The following is a 24453-nucleotide window of genomic DNA, read 5'->3' as shown; positions in this document are numbered from 1 at the left end:
TTCTTTAGCAATGACTATTTTTGCAAATGAGTCTTTAATTATGAAAATTATTTTTTAGCTCTTTTATAACGCTATCGTCATGCTGAATTTATTTCAGCATCTTTTCTGCAAGATATACCCTGATGCCGATGTAAAATAGGGACAGGGTGACGGCTCTAAGTTTAAATAATTACTCTACTCACTAATAAAAGCTAAATATTCTAGTCTTCGTTAACATCCAGATACTTCGTATCAATCTGTTTGGTGGTCTTCGCTCCCAGTTTTTTAATCTTTTCAGACGTATTGGTTAAATTTCCTGATCCTACTGAGAGTTTATTAAGCGCTTTATCATAAGCATCCTGTCCGTTTTTAATGTGTTTGCCGATATTTTCCATATCCGTAACAAAACCCACAAACTTATCGTACATACTACCGCTTAAACGGGCAATTTCCATTACGTTACGGTTTTGTCGCTCCTGTTTCCACATGCTGGCAATTGTGCGTAAAGTAGCCAATAATGTAGATGGACTCACAATAACCACTCTTCTATCCCAGGCAAAATTGAACAATTCTGCATCTTTTTGTACTGCAATACTAAAAGAAGATTCAATTGGTACGAATAACAAAACAAAATCCGGAGAATTAATTTTATATAAATCCTGGTAATTTTTAGAAGATAGTTCCTGGATGTGATTCTTAATGGAGGCCAAATGCTGTTTTACATATCCTTCGCGCTCTTCGTCGGTGTCGGCTGATACGGAACGCTCATAAGCAACCAGCGATACCTTAGCATCAACGATAAGATGTTTATCATCTGGAAGGTCAATCACCACATCGGGTTGGTATCTGCCGCCTTCGGCGGAGGTATGCGAGGCCTGAATGCGGTATTCCTGATCGCGCACCAATCCGGAGCGTTCCAAAACCTTTTCTAAAATTACTTCCCCCCAGTTTCCTTGCTTCTTACTATCGCCTTTCAACGCTTTTGTTAAATTATTGGCATCTTCCTGAATAAGTTTGCTTTGAATCTGCAACTCTGAAATAACACCTTTTAAAATATTCCTTTCGTCAGATTCAGCTTTGTAAACTTTTTCAACTTTATCTTCAAAAGCTTTAATGTTTTCTTTCAGCGGATTTAAAATGATGTCCAGATTGGTGCGGTTCTGCTCAATAAATTTCGTTGATTTTTCTTCGAGGATTTTATTAGCTATCAATTCAAAATCTTTATTCAGTTTTTCTTGTGATTGCTCGTAACTGGCCTTTTGCTCTGCAAGTTTTTCTTTCTCTGCCAGGTAAAAAGATCTTGTACTTTCGAGTTCTCGGTTGGCATCAGCCAGGCGGTCGCGTTCTGCCTGTAACTCCTCAATTAAACGTTGTTGCTCCTGCTTAAGCAATATGGTAATGTGTTCTTTTTCAGTCGATAAATTAGAAACACGCTCGTCTGCTTTGGCTAAACTGATTTTCAATGATTCATTTTCGCTTTTTGTTCTTTCAAAATCTTCTATCGAAACAATTGAAATGGCTGCCTGAGGATTCTTTAGAAATAAAAGAACCAAAACAATTAATATAACGATTAGTAAAGCAATACCGGCAATCTCCATAATGATAAAAATTTTAGCAAAAATGAAGATTTAAAATAGATATACCAAAAAATTTTAGTTATTATGAAAAAGGGATAACCGAAAAAAATTTCTATAATTGAACATTAGTATTTTATAAATGAACGCATTAACAGTCCTCATATCCTGCCCTGATCAGGTAGGTTTGGTTACCAATATCACCCGGGTGCTTGCAGCACACCAGTTTAATATTATTGCCATGCGCGAGTTTGTGGATGAGGTAAATAAATCATTTTTTACCCGCATTGCCTGTACCGGAATGCTCGAAGATGCAGAAAAATTAAAGGAAAAACTTTTAGAAAATCTTCCAAATGCCGCTGAAGTAAATTTAATAGCAGAGCAAGAGAAAAGGATTGCTGTTTTAGTAACAAAAGAATACCATTGTTTAGCAGAAATATTGATCAAAAACCAATTTAAAACCTTGGGGGCTAATGTACAATGCGTTATAGGCAATTATGAAAGCTTAAGAGATTTTACCGAAAAATTAGGTATTCCATATTTTTATGTAGATCACAGCGGTAAGGATAAAAGTGTATTTGAGGCTGAAATAAAAGAAATTATTAATCAGTTTGAAGTAGATTATTTAGTACTTGCTAAGTTTATGCGGATTTTATCTGCTGATTTTGTAAAAGATTATGCAGGTAAAATTATCAATATCCACCACTCGTTTTTACCCGCTTTTATCGGTGCAAATCCTTATCGGCAAGCCTTTGAACGTGGTGTAAAAATTATCGGTGCAACAGCTCATTTTGTTACTGATAATTTGGATGAAGGACCGATTATTACACAACATACCAATCATGTTGATCATAATTTCGGGGTAAAAGAAATGATTAGGGCGGGAAAAGAAATTGAGAAAAAGGTTTTGTTAGAGGCTCTGGAACTTATTTTCGAAGATCGTGTGTTTGTAAGTGGAAATAAAACGGTTGTGTTTAAATAAAAGTATTTTAATAGATTAAAAAGACGTCATTTCGAGCAGACCTGATAGCTATCGGGTGCAACGCAGTCGAGATGACGATGCTTTTTATATAGATCTTTAAAAAACCTAACTCAATGTTCTATGTGGTAAAAAACAGCTATAATTTATTCAACAATAAATTCGCCACATCCTCGCCTGTTTGCGCACCGATTGCTATTCCCATACCATTACAGCCGGTGGCACAAAATATACTGGTACGGACTTGGCTGATCGTCGGCTCCAGGGTTTTACCAAAAGCCATGATACCGCTCCAGCGATAATCGATTTCATAATTAACCTGAGGTAGAATTACATTTTTGAGTAAACTTTCCAGCGCTGCGTGAATTTGATCAGTTTGGCCAAATGAGGTTGTTTCTTCTGCTTTAAAATCAATATTTCTGCCACCACCCAATAAAATCCTGTTATTGATATTTCTAAAATAATAATAGCCTTTACCGTAATGAAACGTACCTTCTATTTTAAGGTGTTTAATCGGTTTGGTAATTAAAACCTGCCCCCGGCCCGGAACAATATCAATATCAGGCAATAAGTTTTTTATAAAGGCATTGGTGGTCATAACCAAATTTTTGCATGAAAAGGTTCCGTGGATTGTTAACAGACGCGTAAAATTTGTTTCCTCCTCAATTTTATCTACAGGGCAATTATTTAGTATAGTAATACCCAGCTGTTGTGTATATTGCAGTAGTGCGAACATCATTTTACCGCTATCAATCTGTGCTTCATATTGGTTTTCGATGAGTGTTGATGCGCCCTTTAAACCAAATAAACTGATTTTATCATCACTGCGCTTAAAAACATCCATCCCAACAATACCATTGATAATATGGTTATAATGTTCAATTTTAGATACACATGTAGTGGCCAACAAATCATCTTCGCTCTTAAATAATTCATAACCGCCTAAACATTGGTAATCAATGGTTTTATCACCCAGTAAGTTGCGCAGCTTAAGCAGCCCTTTCCATCGTCTTTCAATCAGTGTAGCAAGGCGGTCAGTATCAGCCATTTCTTCCTGCTCAATTAGTTCAGAAATGCTTCCAAAGCACGCAAAACCTGCATTTTTGGTGCTTGCCCCTGTTGGTAAAAAACCGCGTTCGAGTACTGCTATTTTTAATGAAGGCAATGAATTTTTTAGGTGTATTGCTGCATTTAAACCAACAATTCCACTACCAATTATAATGACATCAAAATTAAAAAACGATTCTTTTTCCCAGTATGAAAACGTGTTTGGCATAGCATAAATGTAAGTTTTTTAACGCTCAAATAATATAGGAACGCTTTTTGATATAGGCTAAATGAAAAACATACATAAGAAAATGGGAGTTTATTTAATATTAATCATCCCGGTATTATTGTTGAGCATGTTTGTACAATGGCGATTTAGAAATAAGTTTTCTAAGTATGCCGAAATGCAATTAAGCTCAGGTTTATCGGGCAAAGAGGTGGCAGAGCGAATGCTGCATGATAATGGGATATACGACGTGAAGGTGATGAGTACCGAAGGGCAATTAACAGATCATTACAATCCATCAGATAAAACCGTTAATTTAAGTACAGATGTATATTACAGCCGAAGCGTAGCAGCAGCAGCTGTGGCGGCACACGAATGTGGGCATGCCGTACAACAGGCAAAATCATATCATTGGCTACAGTTGAGAAGCAGCATGGTGCCGGTGGTGAGTATTTCATCCAATCTGTTACAGTGGGTTTTATTAATTGGTGTTTTGCTGATTGGCTTTACCGGAAACCCGATTGTTTTAGCAATAGGTGTGGTAGGACTGGCACTCGTAACCATATTTAGCGTAATTACCTTACCGGTAGAATTTGATGCCAGTAACCGCGCATTGGCATGGTTAAAAAATAATAACGGTGTAATGCAAACGCAGGAAGAAAATGCTCAGGCTAAAGATGCACTCTGGTGGGCAGCTATGACGTATGTAGTGGCAGCAGTTGGTGCATTAGCCAATTTATTGTATTACGCATCGATGCTTTTTGGTAGAAGCAGAGATTAGCGATATTTTAATTAGAAAAACACATGGCGGCCAGGATTATTTCTGGCCGTTTTTGTTCATTAGAGTTTACTAACTTGTTTCTAAAGAAGGTGTGATTTAACACCAAATTCCTGCTGAATTTATTTCAGCATCTTTTTAGCCAGATAGACCCTGAAATATATTCAGGGAGACGACGCTATTGGAAATTTTTATTAGGAAAACCAGTTTGTTGTATATGGGTAAGTTCCCTCTCCCGCTACTATTGGTAAAGATTTTTTACTTTTTTAAACTCAACGTCCTGCTGAATTTATTTAAGCATCTTTTTAGCCAGATAGACCCTGAAATAAATTCAGGGAGACGACGCTATTGGAAATTTTTATTAGGAAAACCAGTTTGTTGTAAATAAATAAAGTCCGCTCCGCTACTATTGGTAAAGATTTTTTACTTTTTTAAACTCAACGTCCTGCTGAATTTATTTAAGCATCTTTTTAGCCAGATAGACCCTGAAATAAATTCAGGGAGACGACGCTATTGAAAATTTTTATTAGGAAAGCCAGTTTGTGGTAAATAAATAAAGTCCGCTCCGCTACTATTGGTAAAGAATTTTACTTTTTCACACGCTAACGTCCTGCTGAATTTATTTCAGCATCTTTTTATCCAGATAGACCCTGAAATAAATTCAGGGAGACGATGCTATTGGAAATTTTTATTAGGAAAACCAGTTTGTTGTAAATGGGGAAGTTCACTCTCCCGCAGCCATTGGTAAAGATTTTATTTTTTCACACGCTAACGTCCTGCTGAATTTATTTCAGCATTTTTTTAGCCAGATAGACCCAGAAATAAGTTCAGGGAGATGACGCTAGAGATTAATATTTGTAAATTAATTCAGTTTATAAGGTGCTACCAATTGAAACTCTGGTATATCAACATCAAATTCTGAATCATCAATATCACGTTTCATAAGGTAGGTACCCTTCATGCTGCCCATATCCGTTTTTAAATTGCAGCCAGAAACATATACGTGGGTTTCGCCAGGTTGAATAACAGGTTGCAAACCTACAACACCTTCTCCTTCTACTTCTCTGCGGCTGCTGTTAGAATCGAAAATTAACCATTGACGGCGCATTAACTGTACAGCATAATCAGAAAGGTTTGAGATTTCTACGCGATAGGCAAACATAAAATGTTCGTTGGCCGGATTTGAATATTCTGGCTGGTAAAGTGTTTCTACCGAAACTTTAACCCCGTCTGTAATAGCTGTAACCATGATGATTTACGAATGTATAAAAAAACCTTTCAAAAATCAAGCCAGTACTTTAGTGGTATCATAGTCGGCAAATTTCTCTGCCACTTCTTCTAAAATACTGTAAATGTTGTTAATATCCGGCTCTGCAACCAAACGCATTCTGTAAGGTTTAAAATCTGGCAGGCCTTTAAAATAGTTTGCATAATGGCGGCGCATCTCAAAAATTCCGGTTTTAGGTCCCTTCCATTCCAGCGATTTATCCAAATGTGTACGGCAAACTTCAATTCTTTCTTCGATAGTTGGTCCGGCAAGATGTTCGCCGGTTTTAAAAAAGTGTTTTACTTCGCGGAAAATCCATGGATAGCCAATGGCAGCGCGACCAATCATAATGCCATCTATTTCATATTCCATACGCCAGTTTGCAGCTTTTTCCGAACTGTCTACATCACCATTGCCAAAAATTGGAATTTTTATCCGGGGATTGCGTTTAATTTCGCGGATGAGCGACCAATCAGCTTCGCCTTTATATAATTGTGCCCTGGTTCTGCCATGGATGGTAAGTGCTTGAATACCTACATCCTGCAATCTTTCTGCAACTTCATAAACATTTTTAGTATTATCATCCCAACCAAGGCGGGTTTTAACGGTAACAGGTAAATGAGAGGCCTTAACTACAGCATCAGTCATTTTTACCATTTTATCAATATCCTGAAGCAAGCTTGATCCCGCGCCTTTGCATACTACATTTTTTACCGGGCAGCCGTAGTTGATGTCAACAAGATCGGGCCCTGCAGCAGAAGCGATTTCTGAAGCTTCGCGCATATGTTCAATATCACCACCAAAAATCTGAATCCCGATTGGTCTTTCGTATTCGAAAATATCAAGTTTTTGAATGCTTTTAGCTGCATCACGGATTAAACCTTCCGAAGAAATAAATTCGGTATACATCATATCTGCCCCGTTTTTTTTGCATACATAACGGAAAGGCGGATCACTTACATCCTCCATTGGAGCCAACAGTAACGGGAACTCACCTAAATCTATATTTCCTATCTTAACAGACATTTTCTATCTTCAACGATTAATAAAACATACAAAGGTACAAATAATGAATTTTGTAACACCCATCCGAAAGGAAAGCCACCCACTTTTACAGATATTTTTACTTTGCCTTTACTGGGCTGCAGGAGCGGTAATCTGCACAGTATTAGGCTTTATTGTAATTGCAATGGTATACGGCACCTCCGTATTTGGTGAATTTGGGATGATTTTAAATGGTGACCCTAAGTTTATTACAGCATTAAAAATCATTCAGATTTTTAGTTCTACCGGGATGTTTATATTACCTCCTATCGTTTTAGCCTATACAGAAGGGCGAAAGCCAAGTACTTTTTATGGTTTTAATAAACCCTCTTTTCTCCTATTGATATTGGTTTTTATTATCATGATTGTGAGTATGCCTGTTATGGAATGGACAGCTGTACTGAATCAGAAAATGGTGTTGCCAGAGTTTTTGAAAGGACTCGAAAATTGGATGAAAATGAAGGAGCAGCAAGCGATGAAAATGACGATTCAGCTGATAACGGTAAGGAGTAATTGGGATTTTGTAGTCAATTTAATCATGATTGCCGCATTGCCGGCAATTGGCGAAGAACTTTTTTTTAGGGCCGGACTTCAGGGTTCGCTACAAAAAATGCTTGGCAATCATCATGTTGCAATCTGGAGTACTGCAATTATTTTTAGTGCCATTCATGTTCAGTTTTATGGTTTTGTACCGCGTATGCTTTTAGGTGCAGGCTTTGGTTATTTATATTATTATAGTGGAAGTATCTGGTATGCCATTTTAGCCCACTTTATAAATAATGCTTACGCAGTTTGTGCAGCTTTTTACATGCAGAAACACCATATGCCTTTAGATAAAGCTGACCAACCAATCGGTTTTCCGTGGTATGGCTATTTAATTAGTGCAATAATTACCATAGCTTTGTTCAAATTTTTTAAAGATAGCGCAACACGTGAGCGAAAATTGGGTTAAAGTATATACCACCAGCGATGCCTTTGCGGCAGAGGTATTAAAACAGGGGTTAACAGAGGCTGGCATCCCCGCGGTAACAATGAATAAACAGCTCTCGGCATATAATATTGGCGAAATAAATGTTTTAGTAAGTAAGGTCGATTTTGATAAAGCCATAGAATATATCGTTGAAAACGAAATTGATTAGTAAAAACATGACCTTATCCCCTACACCTTTTACCTCCTATCTTAAATGAAAACCAGGGCAATAACCGCTTTCTTTTTTACCATTGTAATGCTTGGCTCTATTTTTTTAGGGAGTTATACATTTTCTATTTTCTATCTTGTTTTAAGTGTTTTATCCTTATTCGAGTTTTATAAACTGATCAAAAATTCGGGGATCAGGCCACACCGTAACATTGGTTTAGTAGCCGGTTTCCTGATATTTTTAATGGCTGCAGGCTTACATTACCTTAAATATGATGTTAAATATTTGCTGCTGTGTATACCTTTAATTTTCTCTGTATTTATTACAGAACTTTATAAAAAGAATAAAATTCCTTTTGCCAATATCTCTTACACTTTTGTGGGCTTTGTTTATGTAACCATTCCATTTTGCTTTTTCCATGCTTTAGGGTTTTTAAAAGATTGGAATGAATATAATTTTCATTTTCCACTTGCATTTTTATTAATGCTTTGGGCAAATGATACAGGGGCTTATCTTTTTGGTGTAAAATACGGTAAAAGCAAACTGTTTGAGCGCCATTCGCCAAAGAAAAGCTGGGAAGGCTTTTTTGGAGGCATGTTTACCAGCGTTTTGGTTGCTTTTGCTTTATCGTTTTGGTTTACAGAAAATCCTGCCTGGGTTTGGGCTGGCATGGCCGTGTTAATTGCCAGTTTCGGTACTTTGGGTGATCTTGTGGAATCGATGCTCAAACGCAGCTTGGATACAAAAGATAGCGGAGGGTTATTACCAGGGCATGGTGGTTTGTTGGATCGTTTTGACGGCTTGTTACTGGCTGCTCCAGTTGTTTACGCTTATTTGTATTTAATTTTGTATTAAAGGTTTATCTATCGTCCTCGTTTTTAACGATAATGAATGAGATTCACATTTAAAATGTAGGTTTTTTTTATTAGCGATACAATCGCTATTCTCGCTAATCCTCGTTACTATTATTTGTTTCTTATGCTTTAGCCATTACTACGTAATATTCCCTTTCTACCTGGCCGGATGTTTTACTTTGAACCTGTTCTAACTTTTTAATAGAATCTTTAATTGTAAAACCTGCATTCTCTAATAAGTCTATTACGGTTTTTACCTCATATAGTGTAAATCCATAAGGGGTAAAAGGAAGGTTTTGCATAAAGGTTTTATCCGCAAAACATATAGTTAAAGTCCCTTTAGGCTTTAATACACGCTTAATTTCGTTCAGGTATTTGCTCGCATCAGGCCAAAAATAGATCGTATTAACAGTAAAAACTTTATCGAACATATAATTTTCAAATGGCAGCGTAACGCCATCGCTTAACTGAAAATGAACTTTTCCATTTGTAATATAATGCTGGTTGATCTTTTCGGCCTCAGCAATCATCGTTTCCGAAATATCGGCTCCGTAATACGTTATATTTTCTGCTTTTAATAATAATTGAGCGATATGACCGCCATTACCATGACCAATTTCTAAAACGGTTTCATTGCTTTTTAGCTGTAATGCATTAATTGCAGCATTAGTCATTCCGATGTTATTGGCATGCATCATCTCCCCTGTTTTAATGCCATGCTCACTTTCAGGGCAACTTAATTGTTTTGCAATATTTTTTAGCTCTTCTACTGAATGTTGATGTTCCATAATCAAAGCTAAAAATTAAGAATGGATGATTTTTACATCTTTTTAGATTATTTAATTACCTGAACAGGCTTTTTATTTTCATCGATGGCTACAAAAGTAAAATCGCCATGTACCGCCAATTCTCTTCCCTCGGCATACATTTGCTCAATATAAATCTCTACATTAACTTTTAAACTGGTGTTTCCTACATGATTTACCTTGCCAATAAGCTCTACAATGGTGCCCGCAGGAATTGGTTTTTTAAAATCTATTCTGTCGCTGCTTACCGTAACCATAATTTGGCGGCTGAAACGCGTTGCAGTGATAAAAGCTACCTCATCCATCAGGTGCATGGCAGTACCTCCGAAAAGGGTATCGTAATGATTGGTTGTATTAGGAAAAACGGCTTTAAAAATACTGGTTTTAGAGTTTTCTATTCTTTCTTCTAGAGTCATGGGATAAATATAGGGGCTGAAAAAAGCTTTGACAACTTTCTAATAAAGAAAGTTGTCAAAGTATAGCTTGGCCATAGAAAACAGAAATATAAAAACGCGTGTTTTCTGTGTTTCCGTGGCCAAATTTGATTAATTCGCCTGAAGATCTGCAGCCAAAACTTCTTCGGCTTTACGCATTTCTTTAGCAGCATCAACCATTTCTATTAAGGCTTTTTTAGTTTCGTCCCAACCCCGGGTTTTTAAGCCACAATCAGGGTTTACCCATAACTGTTCTGATGGAATAACAGCCTTTGCTTTTTTGAGTAACTGAACCATTTCTTCCCTTTTCGGAACCCTTGGAGAGTGAATATCGTAAACACCCGGACCAATTTCGTTTGGATATTTAAAATCGGCAAAAGCATCCAATAATTCCATTTGTGAACGTGAGGTTTCGATGGTAATAACATCGGCATCCATATCGGCTATGTTTAGGATAATATCGTTAAATTCCGAGTAACACATATGTGTATGGATCTGAGTAGCATCTTTAACGCCACTAGCCGAAATTTTAAAGGCTTTAACTGCCCAGTTCAGGTAGGTTTGCCAATCTGCTTTGCGTAAGGGTAAACCTTCCCTAATGGCTGGCTCATCAATCTGAATAATTTTTATACCAGCATTTTCAAGGTCGCAAACTTCATCGCGGATAGCAAGGGCAATTTGTGTACAAGTTTCTGATCGTGGCTGATCGTTACGCACAAACGACCATTGTAAAATCGTTACCGGGCCAGTTAACATACCTTTCATGTACTTTGAGGTAAGTGACTGAGCATAAGCGGTCCACTTTACCGTCATCGGTTCAGGTCGGGAAACATCACCAAAAATAATTGGCGGTTTTACACAGCGTGAACCATAACTTTGTACCCAGCCGTTTTTAGAAAAAGCAAAGCCATCAAGTTGCTCACCGAAGTATTCAACCATATCATTGCGCTCAAATTCGCCATGTACCAGTACATCAAGGTCTATTTCTTCCTGCCATTTTACCGCTTTTTCGGTTTCCAGAGCGATCAAATTATCATATTCATCAACCGTAAAAGTTCCGTTTTTAAGTTTGGCTCTCCAGCTCCGTACTTCGGCTGTTTGCGGAAATGAGCCGATGGTTGTAGTGGCATAACTTGGTAAATTAAGTTCCTGCTGTTTAATTTTTCTAGCAGAAAATGGACTTAAGCGTTCAGCATCCTGCTCTTTTAATCCTAAAACACGTTGTTTAACTTCAGGATTGTGGATGATTTTAGAAACTTTACGGTTACTGATGGCAATTTTGTTTTCCTCCAATTTTTGTTGGGTAGATGCAGGGTTCTCGTTGGTAATCAGTTTTTTTAAGGTAGCAACCTCTGTAATTTTTTGTTTCGCATAGGCTAACCATTGTTTAATTTTTGCCGATAAATTTTTTTCGTTGGTTTCATTGTCTAAATCAACCGGTGAGTGGATTAAAGAGCAAGATGGGGCAATCCAGATTTTATCCAAACCTCTTTTTTCTATGGCTTGATTAATGATGGAAATAGATTTTTCGAAATCATTTTTCCAGATATTTCTTCCATCTACCAAACCTAAAGAAAGAACGGTTTCTTCTTTTAATGAAGTTAAAACATCCGTTAACTGATCTTCAGCACGTACCAGATCGATGTGTAAGATATTTATAGGTAATGAAGTTGTTAAAGCTAAATTATTGCCCAAGCCCTCAAAATAGGTGGCCAAAACAATTTTTAACCGCGGAAAAGCTTTTCTGATCTCTTTATAAACGTATTCATAAGCCTTTTTGTCTTTTTCAGTAAGGTCTAACGTTAAAAAAGGCTCATCAAACTGAACATATTCTGCATTTAAAGCATCTAAGCGTGATAAAATTTCTATATAAACCGGAAGGAGGTTTTTAATAAGATCAATTTTTTCAAAACCAGCTTCTTTTTCCTTACCTAATAAAAGGTAGGAAACAGGGCCGATCAAAACCGGCTTTGTAGTAATCCCCAGCTGTTTTGCCTCATAAAACTCATCAATAATTTTGGTCGAGAAGAGTTTAAATGGCTGGTTTTTATAAAATTCAGGTACAATGTAATGGTAATTGGTATCAAACCATTTGGTCATTTCCATTGCCACCACATCCAAGCCTTCTTTTTGATATCCCCTTGCCATGGCGAAATAAAGATCGAGTTCTTCGTTTCCTTTTTTCAGAATCACCTCGTTATACCTTTTAGGAATCGACCCAAAAGTTAAGGAATGATCGAGCACATGATCATAAAAAGAGAAGTCGTTCGATGGAATAACATCAATTCCGGCTTCTTTTTGAAGTTTCCAGTTTTCGTGGCGAATGTTTTTGCCCACCTGAAGTACGTTTTTGTACCCAGTTTTATCTGCCCAATAATTTTCGCAGATTTTCTTTAATTCCCTTTGACTACCTATTCGCGGATAGCCTAGATTTTGCGTTAGCATCTCTTTTAAAGATTAAGTAAATAAATCGTTTAAAAGCTCAGATCAGTATTTTAATGGGTTTCTATTTATAAATAAAAAGGAAAGGTTACGGCACAGCCTGCCCGCTATCAGCAAAAAGCTTAAAGCAAGCATATAAAATTTAATTTTATTGTGTACAATCAGACCTGACCAATTACTTTATAACGCGAAAGCACCGTCAATTCAATATAGGCAGGTCTCCTGACTTATTCCCGATTTTACCGCCTTCCCATACCGGTTAAACGGCACAGTGGCATGAATGGTAAAACCGTTGTCTTTTTTATAGACAGAATTTACAGTTGCGCGACAGCTCGTGATTTGCACACGATTCCCTATTAATCCCGGGTGTATTTCCGGGAACCTGTATCGGTTGATGAAAAATAAAGTTAAGAACTTACATCAAGGCAAATGTATGGATTAGGATTTAAAACTTGTAACAAATTTACAGCAAGCTGTTTTTAGCACTTTTTCTCTATTATATTTGATTACCAACTAAACTTCTTATTATGATAAAAAACTACTTTAAAGGGCTCTGTTTAGCTTTTTTAATGGTAAATGGCCTCGCTGTGTTTTCGCAGGAGGTACCCACGCCAAAATCTCATTTTGGTTTTGATATAGGCGATGATTATCAGCTCGCTAATTATACTCAAACAGAAACTTATTTTAAAAAACTTGCCGCAAACTCCAACCGCATCAAATTAGTCGATATAGGTAAAACTGAAGAAGGCAGAAGCCAGTATATGCTCATTGTTTCCTCTCCGGAAAATCTAAAAAAATTAGATCGGTATAAAGAAATTGCGCAACAGCTGGCACATGCCGAAATTACGCCGGAGCAAGCAAAATCATTGGCACAAGAAGGTAAAGCCGTGGTATGGATAGATGGTGGTTTGCATGCAAATGAAGTGGTGGGTGCGCATCAGTTAATTCAGACTATTTACGAATTTGCTTCAAGGAATGATGCTGAAACAACACGCATTCTGGATAATGTGATTATTTTGTTTACGCATGCCAACCCGGATGGGCAAGAGTTGGTGAGCAATTGGTACATGAGGGATAAAGATCCTAAAAAAAGAACTACTTCTGGATTGCCCGTTCTGTATGAAAAATATGCAGGACATGATAATAACCGCGATTTCTTTATGTTAAACCTCAAAGAAACTCAGAATATCGGCCGTCAGCTCTTTGTAGAATGGATTCCGCAGATCATGTATAACCACCACCAGGCTGGTCCGGCAGGTACAGTTGTGGCAGGCCCACCCTACCGCGACCCATTCAATTATGTTTTCGATCCAACCATATTAACCAGTTTAGATGCTGTGGGTGCTGCCATGCACAATAGAATGAATGTAGAAAATAAACCTGGCTACACCCAGCGTGGAGGATCGGTTTATTCTACCTGGTACAATGGAGGGTTAAGAACCACAACTTATTTTCACAATATGGTTGGGCTTTTAACAGAAATTATAGGTAATCCTACCCCATCTGAAATTCCCCTGGTTCCATCGCGTTTATTACCTAGTGGCGATTCACCAAACCCGATTACGCCAAGAAAATGGTATTTTAAAAATTCGATCGATTATTCAGTTTCTTTAAATTATGCTGTTTTAGGCTACGCACAGCGTTATCGGGATGAATTATTATACAACATTTACCAAATGGGCCGAAACTCAATCGAGCGTGGTAAAAAAGATACCTGGTCTTTCTCTCCTAAGAAAATTGAAGCCATTAACAATGCTGCAAAAGGCACCTCCGTTGCAGGTGGAGATGCAGATTTTGGAGCAAGAAGGCAAATCAGTATGAAAGCTTTTGATACGGTAATGAAAGCCCCTTTAAACAGAGATCCTTATGGTTATATTTTATCTGCAGATCAACCTGATTTCAATACAGCCATCAAGTTTTTAAATGCATTGATCAGAACGGGTATTGTGGTGCAAAAAGCAACCTCATCTTTTAGTGTTGCCGGAAAAAATTATCCTGTCGGAAGTTATGTGGTCAAAACCGATCAGGCTTTCCGTCCGCATGTTTTGGACATGTTCGAACCGCAAGATCATCCAAACGATTTTAAATACGAAGGCGGTGCGCCAATTCCACCATATGATGCTGCTGGATGGACATTAGCGTATTTAATGGATGTGAAATTTGATCGGATTCTTGATGATTTCTCAGGTCCGTTTGAGAAAAATCCCTACGGACAATTATTAAAGCCTGAAAATAAATTAGTCGACGAATCAAGCTATGTATTAAGTGCGGCACAGAATGATTCTTACACGGCAGTAAATGATTTATTGAGAAACAAAGTTGAGGTTTACCGCTCCACAGAAAATGGCGATTTTTATGTTTCATCAGCAGGAAAATCGGTATTGGAAAAAGTAAATGTCAAACTAAAAATTGCTGCGGCTCCAAAAAGCAAAGTTAAAATATCAACTGCCAGAATTGCCTTATGGGATACTTATGGAGGTTCTATGGCTTCGGGCTGGGTTCAATTTTTAATGGAACAGTACCATTACAATGCAAGCGTAATTTATCCTCAGGATATCGATGCAGGCAATTTAAAATCAAAATATGATGTGATTATTTTTGTTGGTGGTGCAATCCCAGGAGTACAGGGAGGTGCCGGAAACAGATCTTTTGGCCCAAAGGCAGACGAAGTTCCACAAGAATTCAGAAACCGTTTAGGAAGAATCACTTCCGATAAATCGATTCCTGAATTAAAGAAATTTCTGGAAGCAGGAGGAAATATTGTAACCATTGGCAGCAGTACAAATTTAGCTTATCACTTAAATCTGCCGGTGCGGAATGCAATGGTCGAAATTGTAAACGGGGAGGAAAAGAGATTGCCTGCTGAAAAGTATTATGTTCCCGGAAGTGTTTTAAATGTTGGTGTAGATACAACCTTGCCAACCAATTGGGGAATGGAAAAGGAAGCTGATGTTTATTTTGATAACAGCCCTGTTTTTAAGCTCACTGGCGACGCCATTGCTTCTGGTAAGATAAAACCATTATTGTGGTTTGAAAACGCCTCACCGTTGCGCAGCGGATGGGCATGGGGGCAAGCGTATCTTCAGGATGGTGTAACGGCTTTTGAAGCAAAGGTTGGCAAAGGTAAGCTGCTTGCTTTCGGGCCTGAAATTGCTTTCAGGGCTCAAACACATGGTACGTTTAAACTGATATTTAACCAGTTGTATAAATAGTTATAATTGATTGACAAATCAAATATAAAGGTCGTCATTTCGACTGAAGCATAGTGAAATAGAGAAATCTTTGAACTGTTAAAGATTTCTCCACTGCGGTCGAAATGATGATATCTTGAGATGAAAATTTTATTAAGACACTAGGGCCACTATACTAAACGATAGTGGCTTTTTACTTTGGCTTTACTATAGTCAATTATTATCCACTTAATTTTGTGCTATGAAAGTAGAAATCTGGTCGGACGTAATGTGTCCGTTTTGCTATATTGGGAAAAGACATTTTGAACAGGCAATTGAAAAATTACCGTTCAAAAATGAAATTGAAGTAGATTGGAAAAGTTTTCAGCTCAACCCTGAGTACCACAATACCAACAATGAAACAATTTACGATTACCTTTCGAGAAGCAAAGGTATGCCCGTTGAGCAAGCCAAACAGATGACAAAACAGGTTGTTGATATGGCTGAAAATGCTGGTTTAACGATTGATTTTGATACAAATATACCTGCCAATACTTTTAACGCACATCGATTGATTCATTTGGCATCTAAACATAAACTTCAGGATTTAGCAGAAGAAAAATTGTTTGAAGCTCATTTTGTAAAAAGCAAAAATATTGGTGAAACCGACGTTTTGATTGATCTTGCCGTAGAAATTGGCTTGGATAAAGCAGAAGCCATGTCGGTTTTAAATGGAAATGAATTTGCAGAAGCTGTACGTTATGATATTTATGAAAGCCAGAACTTAGGAATTAGAGGGGTTCCTTATTTTGTTATGGACCGCAAATATGGCGTTTCCGGTGCGCAACCTGTACAGGCTTTCACAGATGCGCTTACCCAAAGTTTTACCGAATGGAAAGAAGCACAACCTAAAACTACAATAACCTCATTAAACAAAAATAATGATGCGGTTTGTGATGAGAATGGTTGTGAGATATAAATTTGTTTCCTAAAGATTAGTAGATCAAAGCAGATCTTTTTCTGTAAAGTTCCTTTAGATCTGAGTGACTTTTACATGAAAATACATAGAAAACCGTCATCTCGACTGAAGCAGCGCAATGGAGAGATCTATTCAAAACGGTCGTCTTTCCCGCGCAGGCGGGAATCTTAATGCAACCTCCGACCCTACTAAGGCATTACGATTCCCAATCAAGTTGGGAAGGACGATTCCTCTATACCTGCCACCATCACTTTTTGGTTCGGGAAGACAATAGCCCGGAATAAATGTTCCCATAAACCTATCATTCTTACTTACCGATTCTGATTTTTTAAAGGCGTTAACAGGTATTCTAAACCATTTACCCGTATTTCAAACATAGTAGCCATTAAATCGCCCAGTTTTCCTTTCGGAAAGCCCTTATCCTTATACCAAAGCAAGTAACTTTCAGGAATATTGCAGATCAGATAACCTTTATATTTTCCATAGGGCATTTGCATTTTCACTAAATCGAGCAATAAAGTAGGGTCTAACATTTTGTTTTAAAATAAGTGCTCATAATTGAAAAAACATTAATTCAGTCAACAGACTGACTCAATTAACGTTAATTCAGTCAATGAACTGACTGAATTAATGTTTTTTAATCAATCAGCTCTAAAGTTTCAATCGCTTCCTCAACGGTTTTTACATTATCGAAAGCAATCCTTAAGGTGTTTTTTACCTCTTTTAAATTACACATCCGTGGATGATTTTGTGCAAAAGTTAAAATTCTGGTAAAAGTATTTGAATCAAAATAAGCTGATTGTTTGTCGCTCAAGAAATATCCGCGCAAGCTGTTTTTCTTGAAACTGATTTTTTCAAAACCTAATTTTTTACCTAACCACTGTAACCGTACCACGCTGAGCATGGTTTTTACCTGAGGTGGAACAGGTCCGAAACGATCGGCTAAATGTTTTTCAAAAATAGCAAGCTCTGTTTCGTTATCAAGTTTAGAAAGTTCGGTATATAAATTATAACGTTCAGTTATGTTAGTAATGTAAGCATCGGGGATATACAATTCCAGATCCGTATCTACTTGCGTAAAGCCCACAAACGGCCGGGCAGGTTCATTTTCAAAAAGGCCCTTAAACTCTGCTTCTTTAAGTTCCTGAATGGCTTCATCCAGTATTTTATGGTACATCTCGAATCCGATTTCGGCAATAAAACCACTTTGCTCAGCACCAAGCAGGTTCCCGCTTCCTCGGATATCTAAATCGCGCATGGCCACATTGAAGCCACTTCCAAGATCAGAAAATTCTTCAATTGCACTTAAACGCTTCCGGGCTTCAGATGTTAGCGTAGATAATGGTGGCGAAAGTAAATAACAAAAAGCTTTTTTATTGCTCCGGCCCACCCTGCCGCGCATTTGATGCAGATCGCTCAAACCAAACATATGTGCATGGTTAATGATGATGGTATTTGCATTCGGGATATCCAAACCAGCTTCGATAATGGTAGTGGCCACTAAAACATCTTTTTCTCCATTAATGAAATCGAGCATTACATCCTCGAGTTGATCGCCATCCAATTGCCCGTGCGCAATACCAATCCTTGCTTTCGGTACCAATTTCTGGATCATTCCACCCAATTGCATCAAGTCGTTTACACGGTTATGTATAAAGAAAACCTGTCCGCCACGGTCTAACTCGAACTGAACAGCTTCCTGGATCAGTTTATCGTTAAAAACATGCAATTCGGTACTAACGGGTTGCCTGTTTGGTGGTGGCGTACTAATAATGGATAAATCTCTTGCGCCCATTAATGAAAAATGCAGCGTTCTTGGAATCGGAGTTGCTGTAAGTGTTAAAGTATCAACATTTACACGCACGGCTTTCAACCTTTCTTTTGCTGTAACGCCAAATTTCTGCTCTTCATCAATAATCATGATGCCGAGGTCTTTAAACTTTACATCCTTGCTCAGTAAACGGTGTGTGCCGATCAAAATATCAACTTTACCTGCTGCGGCCTCGGCTAGCGTATCTTTAATCTGTTTATTGGTTTTAAACCTGTTAATGTAATCTACCGTAACCGGAAAATCTTTTAAACGCGACGAAAAAGTTTTAAAATGTTGTAAAGCTAAAATTGTGGTAGGCACTAAAATAGCGGCCTGTTTGCCTTCAGCAACGGCTTTAAATGCTGCACGGACTGCAATCTCAGTTTTTCCGAAACCCACATCGCCACAAACCAAACGATCCATCGGGTGAGGCGATTCCATGTCTTTTTTTACATCCTGGGTAGCCTTTAACTGATCGGGAGTATCTTCATAAATAAAAGAAGCCTCCAGTTCGGTTTGTAAATAGCTATCTGGCGAAAATGCCGTTCCGGCCTGGGTTTTACGCAATGCATAAAGCTTAATCAGGTCTCGGGCAATATCTTTAACTTTTTTTTTAGTGGTTTTTTTTAGCTTGTCCCAGGCATCGGTACCCAGCTTATTCATCTTGGGCACACCACTATCTTTGCCGCTGTATTTGGCTATCCTGTTTAATGAGTTGATGTTTACATAAAGAAGATCGTTATCGGCATAAATCAAACGGATCATCTCCTGTGTTTTACCATTTACCTCAACCTTTTCCAGTCCGGCATATTTGCCGATCCCGTGATCGATGTGGGTAACATAATCGCCGGATTTTAATTCCCTTAAATCTTTTAGGGTAATGGCCTGACTTTTCTGATAGCCTTTTTTAAGCTTATATTTATAGTAACGGTCAAAAATCTGGTGATCAGTATAAAATGCAGTCTGAATCTGGGAATCTATAAAACCCTCGCGCAGCATGCTATTGATCGGTGTAAATTTGGCCGTTTTGTCAATGTCTTCTAAAATGGCATATAAACGTTCAACCTGTTTCGGTGAATCAGTAAAAATAAAGTTAACAATGCCTTCTTTTTCGTTTTCCTTGAGGTTATGAATTAACAGATTGAAATCTTTATTGAATGATGGCTGTGGCTTTGTTTCAAATTCAAAACGGTGATCTGTTTTATAAAAAAACTGCTTTCCGAATTCGATGATGGGAAAATCCTGAAGATGATCACCTAATAATTTCTCATCGGTAAAAGCAAATTTAGGATCAATCCATTCGGGATTTTGATTTTTATCTGCAGCAGGAAGCGCTTTCCATAGTTCGACAGCTTTTTTAAACCCGGCTTTTACAATATCCAAGGTAAACTCAACATCCTTAAACCAGAGTTGTGTATCCTGATCGATGTAATCGAGGATGCTGATATTGCTTTCGGTTAAAAATTTCGCCTGAACGTTCGGCACAATGGTAAGCGATTTTACATCGGTTACTGAAAGCTGACTTTCAATTTCAAAACTTCTGATACTTTCTACCTCATCACCGAAAAATTCGATCCGGAAAGGCAGATCAGAAGAAAAAGAAAAAATATCTACAATACCGCCGCGGATAGAAAACTGACCTGGTTCGTAAACAAAATCTCTTCTGTCAAAGTCGTAATCAATTAAAAATTCATTTATAAAATCGATACCAAGCTTAGCACCCAGGCTTATTTCCAGTGTATTCTTTTCTAAAGCCGATCGGTCGATTACTTTTTCTGCAATGGCTTCCGGATAGGAAACCACAATTTTACCATATTCAGAATCGTGGTTCAATTCATTCAATACCTCTGCACGGGCCAGTACATTAGCGGTATCTACCTGGGTAAAATCGAAAGATTTTCGGTATGAAGATGGAAACAGTAAAACCTGTTTATCCAAAACACTTTCCAGGTCGGATTGAAAATAGGCCGCTTCTTCCCTATCTGGTAAAACGAACAAAATAGGTTTGTGGAGTAAAAAATAAGAAGAAAGTGCAACAATAGCATCGGCAGAACCCACCAATCCCTTTAATTGTATCTTTGGGTTTTTGGTACTGTTTAACGCTTTGGTAAACTGGCTTACCCTATCGTCGGTTTTGTATCTGTTTATTAAATCGCGAATGTTCAAGGCACAAAAATAAGCTTATCTTTTAATATTAACCCGCAATTTGTGTAAAGGTTTTTTTAACTAATTTTGGCAGGGTTGCAGGTAAAAATCAAAAGACGAAAAAGAAATAAATTCTTTTTGTTAGATTCCATTACTCATTTGGTCGAAATATATGCCCTATTCGTCGATTAAGGGCAAAATGATGTAACAAAGGTAGTCGTATAGCCTCTAAATTGTATAAAAAGTGAAACAATGAAGCTATTATGATTTCCATTTAAATAAAAATAAATCGTAGGAACTTCATCACCAATGAAAATAAATGATCACCAATGAAATACATTAAAAGCTTTCCTATGGAACTATTTTTCTGGGTAGCAGCTTTGGTATTACTGGCAGCAGCAAATGGCCACGAGCATCATTTTACACTTTGTCCATTAGCCAATTTAGGGTTTGAGGATTGGTGTCCGGGATGTGGCATAGGCAGGTCGATCAGTCATATTTTACATGGCGAATTTACCGAAAGCTTTTCGGAGCATTGGTTTGGGTTTCCGGCACTTTTAATTATAGTTTACAGAATATACACATTGATAAAAAATAAAAAAAGATTTAAAATTTCAACCACTAATATATAGAAACCATGGATATATTTCAATCACCTCTAATGTCGTTACCAGGTATAACGCCAGAAGAATTTTCATACTTACAACAAGCTACTACCGGGTTAACGGAACAGCAGTTGCGTAATTTCTTAATGGTTTACAGCAGCAAAAGGAAAAACCCCTCAGATATGTTAATTTTCTGTTTAATCGGTTTATTTGCAGTTCCCGGCCTGCAACGATTTATCATCGGCCAGATTGGAATGGGTATTTTATACCTGGTAACCGCAGGTTTATGTTTCATCGGATCAATTATCGATGTTGTAAACCATAAAACACTTGCTTTTGAGCATAACCAGAAAATGGTTTTCGAAAGCTTGCAGATGGTTAGAATGGGCGGGTTTCAGTAAACCCCTCATTTTTAATGAGTCTTTTTTTGGGAATACATACAGAACAGCTTTAATGTTCATCCTGCCATACACTATAAGTCCGCACCCATGAAAAACCGGGTTTGCGGACTTTTTTTATCAGTTTAGATGAAAAAACACAATAAACTGCTAAAACCTCACACCACCACGAATAGATAGAAAGCTTGTATTTTGTGTAATTTGAATACCTACTTTCGCATATGTGCTAAGTTGTGGAACAAGGTGATAATTTAACCCAAAGTCAAATTCTCCAAAAGTTGAGCTCTTTTTTCTCCCCATATCATTTTTCAGAAAACTTTGACCTAATTTTAAATTGAAGAGTGGACTCAATTTTTTTTGATTCGCTAAAAGTTCAACATCTAAGCTAGGTGCCACTCCATTGGCATTGTTTAATTTAAGATAGCTTAAACCTATACCCATAAATAAAAAACGATTAAGAATGATACCGTTAATCAGGTTAATTTCATTTCCTCCACTTTTGCCAGTCAAGAAATCAGAGGTACTAGGTTCTACTCTCTCGTATCTTATGAGTTGCGAGCCATAATAAAGATGACCAAATTCTGCTTTGGCACTATATCTAACCTGACAATAACTATTGCAGGCTATCGAAGTAAATAATAATACTAGGAATGAAATTTTAAACAATTTTATTTTCATCGATGTGAGGGCGTTATCTAATTTAGATCACTAATTTAATTATTGAAAACATATTGCCAAGTTTAAATTTTCATTTTTAACACAAACGCCATTTTTTCTATCTTTAGAAAATGAAATTAGCTGAAATTACAAATTATCTCGAAAGCATTGCACCATTGAATTACCAGGAAGATTATGATAATTCTGGCTTAATTGTAGGCGATCCCAATATGGAAATTCGTGGCGCTTTGGTGGCTTTAGATTGTGTGGAGAAGATTGTTGATGAGGCGATTTCGACAGGTTGCAATTTGATTATTACCCACCACCCAATTGTTTTTAAGGGTTTAAAAAAGCTAAATGGTAAAAATTATGTAGAACGTGTGGTGTTAAAGGCAATCAGGAATAACATTGCACTTTACGCCATTCATACCAACCTGGATAGTATCCACACAGGTGTAAATGCAAAAATTTGTGAAAGATTAGGCCTAACAGGAACCAAAGTACTTTCGCCGAAGGCGGGGTTATTAAAGAAACTGGTTACGTATTGTCCGCAGGCCCAGGCAGAACAGTTGCGGTCTGCACTTTTTTATGCAGGTGCGGGCAACATCGGCAATTATAGCGAATGCAGTTTTAACGCTGATGGCTTTGGTACATTTAAAGGAAATGAAAATTCAGATCCTTTTGTAGGTGAAAAAGGTGTTCGCCATCGTGAAGCAGAAGTTCGTATTGAAATGGTTTACCCTACACAGGCCGAGCGTAAAATTTTGGTAGCCTTGTTTGAAAACCATCCTTACGAGGAAGTGGCCTACGATATTTATAATCTCGAAAACAAGCATGATTTAGTTGGTTCGGGCATGGTGGGCTGGCTTGAATATGATATGGATGCTTACGATTTTTTACATTTGGTAAAAGACCGCATGCAGGCTAAAGTGGTTAGGCATACCGAAATTATAGGTAAAAGGATAAAAAAAGTAGCGGTTTGTGGCGGATCAGGAAGTTTCCTTTTAAAAGAGGCGATTGCTGCGGGGGCTGATGCTTTTATTACAGCAGATTTTAAATATCATGAGTTTTTTGATGCGGAGGAAAAACTGATCATTGCCGACATCGGACACTTTGAAACTGAACAATTTACCTCAAATTTATTGCTTGAAATTATTCAGAAAAAATTTACTAACTTTGCAATCCGTTTAACGGAGCAAAATACAAACCCCATAAATTACTTGTTTTAATGGAACAAACCGTAGAACAAAAGCTAAAGGCTTTATACGAATTACAAAATATCCACACAAAAATTGATAAGATCCGCCAGGTACGTGGTGAATTACCAATGGAAGTTGCCGATCTTGAGGATGACGTTTTAGGATTAGAAACTAGAATTGCAAAAATCAAAGGCGAACTTGATGATCTTGAGGATTCAATCGTAACCCGTAAAAATACAATTAAAGATGCGCAAGCTGCCATCAAAAGATACGATACTCAATTAAAAGAAGTTAAAAACAACCGTGAATACGATGCTTTAACTAAAGAAATTGAGATTCAAGGTTTAGATATTCAGGTATCTGAAAAGAAAATTAAAGAACATGGTTTCGAAATCACTTCTAAAACAGAAATCTATGAAGCTGCCAAAGCTGAATTAGATGGCAGAAAGAAAGATTTAGAAGTTAAAAAAGGTGAATTGGATGTAATTACTGCCGAAACTGAAAAAGAAGAGCAAGATTTACAAAAGAAAGCTGACAAAGCGGAGCCTCAAATTGATGAGCGTTTATTGGTTGCTTACAAACGTTTGCGCAAAAACGCAATTAACGGTTTGGCTGTGGTAACCATCGACCGCGATTCTTGCTCAGGTTGTTTTAACCAGATTCCGCCTCAACGCCAGTTAGATATCCGTCAACGTAAAAAAATTATCGTTTGCGAACATTGTGGTCGTATTTTGGTAGATGAAGCTTTAACTCACGAAGTAACCGAAGCTTAATCCGAATCATAAAATTATTAGAACGTCCCGATTTAATCGGGACGTTTTTTATATACGCCCATTTTTTGTGTACACAAAACAAGAGTACATTTTTAGCGTTTTAGTAAATAATTGATGTTAATGTGAAAGCCCTGTTGCTTTGTGCGCA

At 37.5% G+C, this 24453-nt stretch carries 20 protein-coding genes, 1 pseudogene and 1 riboswitch; of the genes and pseudogenes, 11 read left to right on the top strand and 10 right to left on the bottom strand.

The features are described from left to right. Positions 1-200: 200 nt before the first annotated feature. Positions 201-1577 (bottom strand): DNA recombination protein RmuC, encoded by a 1377-nt coding sequence (locus ACZZZW_RS01945; RefSeq protein WP_055914363.1) that lies wholly within the window; start codon positions 1575-1577, stop codon positions 201-203. Between the two features lie 118 nt (positions 1578-1695). Here ACZZZW_RS01945 and purU point away from each other — a divergent pair, with 118 nt between their 5' ends. Next, entirely contained in the window at positions 1696-2535 is an 840-nt protein-coding gene (purU, locus tag ACZZZW_RS01940) for a formyltetrahydrofolate deformylase (RefSeq protein ID WP_463492138.1), read from the top strand. Positions 2536-2671: 136 nt separating this feature from the next. Here purU and ACZZZW_RS01935 read toward each other — a convergent pair whose 3' ends face one another. Further along, positions 2672-3808, bottom strand: coding sequence for an NAD(P)/FAD-dependent oxidoreductase (locus tag ACZZZW_RS01935; RefSeq protein ID WP_463492137.1), 1137 nt, complete (start codon positions 3806-3808; stop codon positions 2672-2674). Positions 3809-3890: 82 nt separating this feature from the next. Between ACZZZW_RS01935 and ACZZZW_RS01930 the strand changes: the two genes are divergently transcribed. Further along, positions 3891-4586, top strand: coding sequence for a zinc metallopeptidase (locus ACZZZW_RS01930; RefSeq protein ID WP_055914355.1), 696 nt, complete (start codon positions 3891-3893; stop codon positions 4584-4586). Positions 4587-5445: 859 nt separating this feature from the next. Here ACZZZW_RS01930 and apaG read toward each other — a convergent pair. Both apaG and dusB read right to left on the bottom strand, forming a co-directional pair. Beyond that, complete coding sequence (gene apaG / locus ACZZZW_RS01925; RefSeq protein ID WP_055914352.1) at positions 5446-5832, bottom strand: Co2+/Mg2+ efflux protein ApaG; 387 nt, start codon at positions 5830-5832, stop codon at positions 5446-5448. 36 nt (positions 5833-5868) lie between these two features. Further along, positions 5869-6876 (bottom strand): tRNA dihydrouridine synthase DusB, encoded by a 1008-nt coding sequence (gene dusB, locus ACZZZW_RS01920; protein ID WP_463492136.1) that lies wholly within the window; start codon positions 6874-6876, stop codon positions 5869-5871. Between the two features lie 43 nt (positions 6877-6919). On the opposite strand from dusB, the gene ACZZZW_RS01915 reads away from it, so the two are divergent. Genes ACZZZW_RS01915 through ACZZZW_RS01905 form a run of 3 tightly spaced genes read left to right on the top strand, consistent with a single transcriptional unit; the run spans position 6920 to position 8888 of the window. After that, positions 6920-7846 (top strand): CPBP family intramembrane glutamic endopeptidase, encoded by a 927-nt coding sequence (locus ACZZZW_RS01915; protein ID WP_055914346.1) that lies wholly within the window; start codon positions 6920-6922, stop codon positions 7844-7846. Then, positions 7827-8033 carry a putative signal transducing protein gene (locus ACZZZW_RS01910; protein WP_055914343.1) on the top strand — a complete coding sequence of 69 codons (207 nt, stop codon included), beginning with the start codon at positions 7827-7829 and terminating at the stop codon, positions 8031-8033. Before ACZZZW_RS01915 ends, ACZZZW_RS01910 begins: the two co-directional genes overlap by 20 nt. Before the next feature lie 45 nt (positions 8034-8078). Continuing rightward, a complete protein-coding gene (locus ACZZZW_RS01905; protein WP_055914341.1) occupies positions 8079-8888 on the top strand; it encodes a phosphatidate cytidylyltransferase in 810 nt (269 codons plus the stop codon). Positions 8889-9009: 121 nt separating this feature from the next. Here the strand turns inward: ACZZZW_RS01905 and ACZZZW_RS01900 are convergent, their stop codons facing one another. From ACZZZW_RS01900 to metE, 3 genes are all read right to left on the bottom strand, one after another. Further along, positions 9010-9675 (bottom strand): class I SAM-dependent methyltransferase, encoded by a 666-nt coding sequence (locus tag ACZZZW_RS01900; RefSeq protein WP_463492135.1) that lies wholly within the window; start codon positions 9673-9675, stop codon positions 9010-9012. 47 nt (positions 9676-9722) lie between these two features. Further along, a complete protein-coding gene (locus ACZZZW_RS01895; RefSeq protein ID WP_025141655.1) occupies positions 9723-10109 on the bottom strand; it encodes an acyl-CoA thioesterase in 387 nt (128 codons plus the stop codon). 129 nt (positions 10110-10238) lie between these two features. Then, complete coding sequence (metE, locus tag ACZZZW_RS01890) at positions 10239-12572, bottom strand: 5-methyltetrahydropteroyltriglutamate--homocysteine S-methyltransferase (protein WP_463492134.1); 2334 nt, start codon at positions 12570-12572, stop codon at positions 10239-10241. A 192-nt stretch (positions 12573-12764) separates the two neighbouring features. Then, positions 12765-12970, bottom strand: a riboswitch (cobalamin riboswitch). 126 nt (positions 12971-13096) lie between these two features. On the opposite strand from metE, the gene ACZZZW_RS01885 reads away from it, so the two are divergent. Both ACZZZW_RS01885 and ACZZZW_RS01880 read left to right on the top strand, forming a co-directional pair. Beyond that, on the top strand, positions 13097-15781 hold the full coding sequence (locus tag ACZZZW_RS01885; RefSeq protein WP_463492133.1) for a M14 family metallopeptidase: 2685 nt from the start codon (positions 13097-13099) through the stop codon (positions 15779-15781). Between the two features lie 220 nt (positions 15782-16001). Further along, positions 16002-16553 (top strand): annotated as a pseudogene (locus ACZZZW_RS01880) (DsbA family oxidoreductase); the annotation flags it as partial. A 476-nt stretch (positions 16554-17029) separates the two neighbouring features. On the opposite strand, the gene ACZZZW_RS01875 reads toward ACZZZW_RS01880, so the two are convergent. Next, positions 17030-17251, bottom strand: a complete 222-nt coding sequence (locus ACZZZW_RS01875; protein ID WP_029274918.1) for a DUF3820 family protein — start codon at positions 17249-17251, stop codon at positions 17030-17032. Between the two features lie 104 nt (positions 17252-17355). Then, positions 17356-20694 (bottom strand): transcription-repair coupling factor, encoded by a 3339-nt coding sequence (mfd, locus tag ACZZZW_RS01870; RefSeq protein WP_055914330.1) that lies wholly within the window; start codon positions 20692-20694, stop codon positions 17356-17358. Between the two features lie 332 nt (positions 20695-21026). On the opposite strand from mfd, the gene ACZZZW_RS01865 reads away from it, so the two are divergent. Then, entirely contained in the window at positions 21027-21305 is a 279-nt protein-coding gene (locus ACZZZW_RS01865) for a DUF2752 domain-containing protein (protein ID WP_463492132.1), read from the top strand. 5 nt (positions 21306-21310) lie between these two features. Continuing rightward, positions 21311-21679: a TM2 domain-containing protein gene (locus ACZZZW_RS01860; protein ID WP_055914323.1), complete on the top strand. Its 369-nt coding sequence runs from the start codon at positions 21311-21313 to the stop codon at positions 21677-21679. Positions 21680-21826: 147 nt separating this feature from the next. On the opposite strand, the gene ACZZZW_RS01855 is transcribed toward ACZZZW_RS01860, so the two are convergent. After that, positions 21827-22354, bottom strand: a complete 528-nt coding sequence (locus ACZZZW_RS01855) for a hypothetical protein (RefSeq protein ID WP_463492131.1) — start codon at positions 22352-22354, stop codon at positions 21827-21829. A 110-nt stretch (positions 22355-22464) separates the two neighbouring features. Here ACZZZW_RS01855 and ACZZZW_RS01850 point away from each other — a divergent pair, with 110 nt between their 5' ends. Next, the gene (locus ACZZZW_RS01850; protein WP_463492130.1) at positions 22465-23562 is read left to right on the top strand and encodes a Nif3-like dinuclear metal center hexameric protein; all 1098 of its coding nucleotides are present in this window, start codon (positions 22465-22467) and stop codon (positions 23560-23562) included. After that, entirely contained in the window at positions 23562-24305 is a 744-nt protein-coding gene (locus tag ACZZZW_RS01845) for a zinc ribbon domain-containing protein (protein WP_055914314.1), read from the top strand. Before ACZZZW_RS01850 ends, ACZZZW_RS01845 begins: the two co-directional genes overlap by 1 nt. The last annotated feature ends 148 nt before the right edge of the window (positions 24306-24453 follow it).

The organism is Pedobacter sp. AC379, from assembly GCF_979258145.1.
Note: the sequence above shows the minus strand (reverse complement) of the source record. Positions and strands in the feature narration are given on the sequence as shown.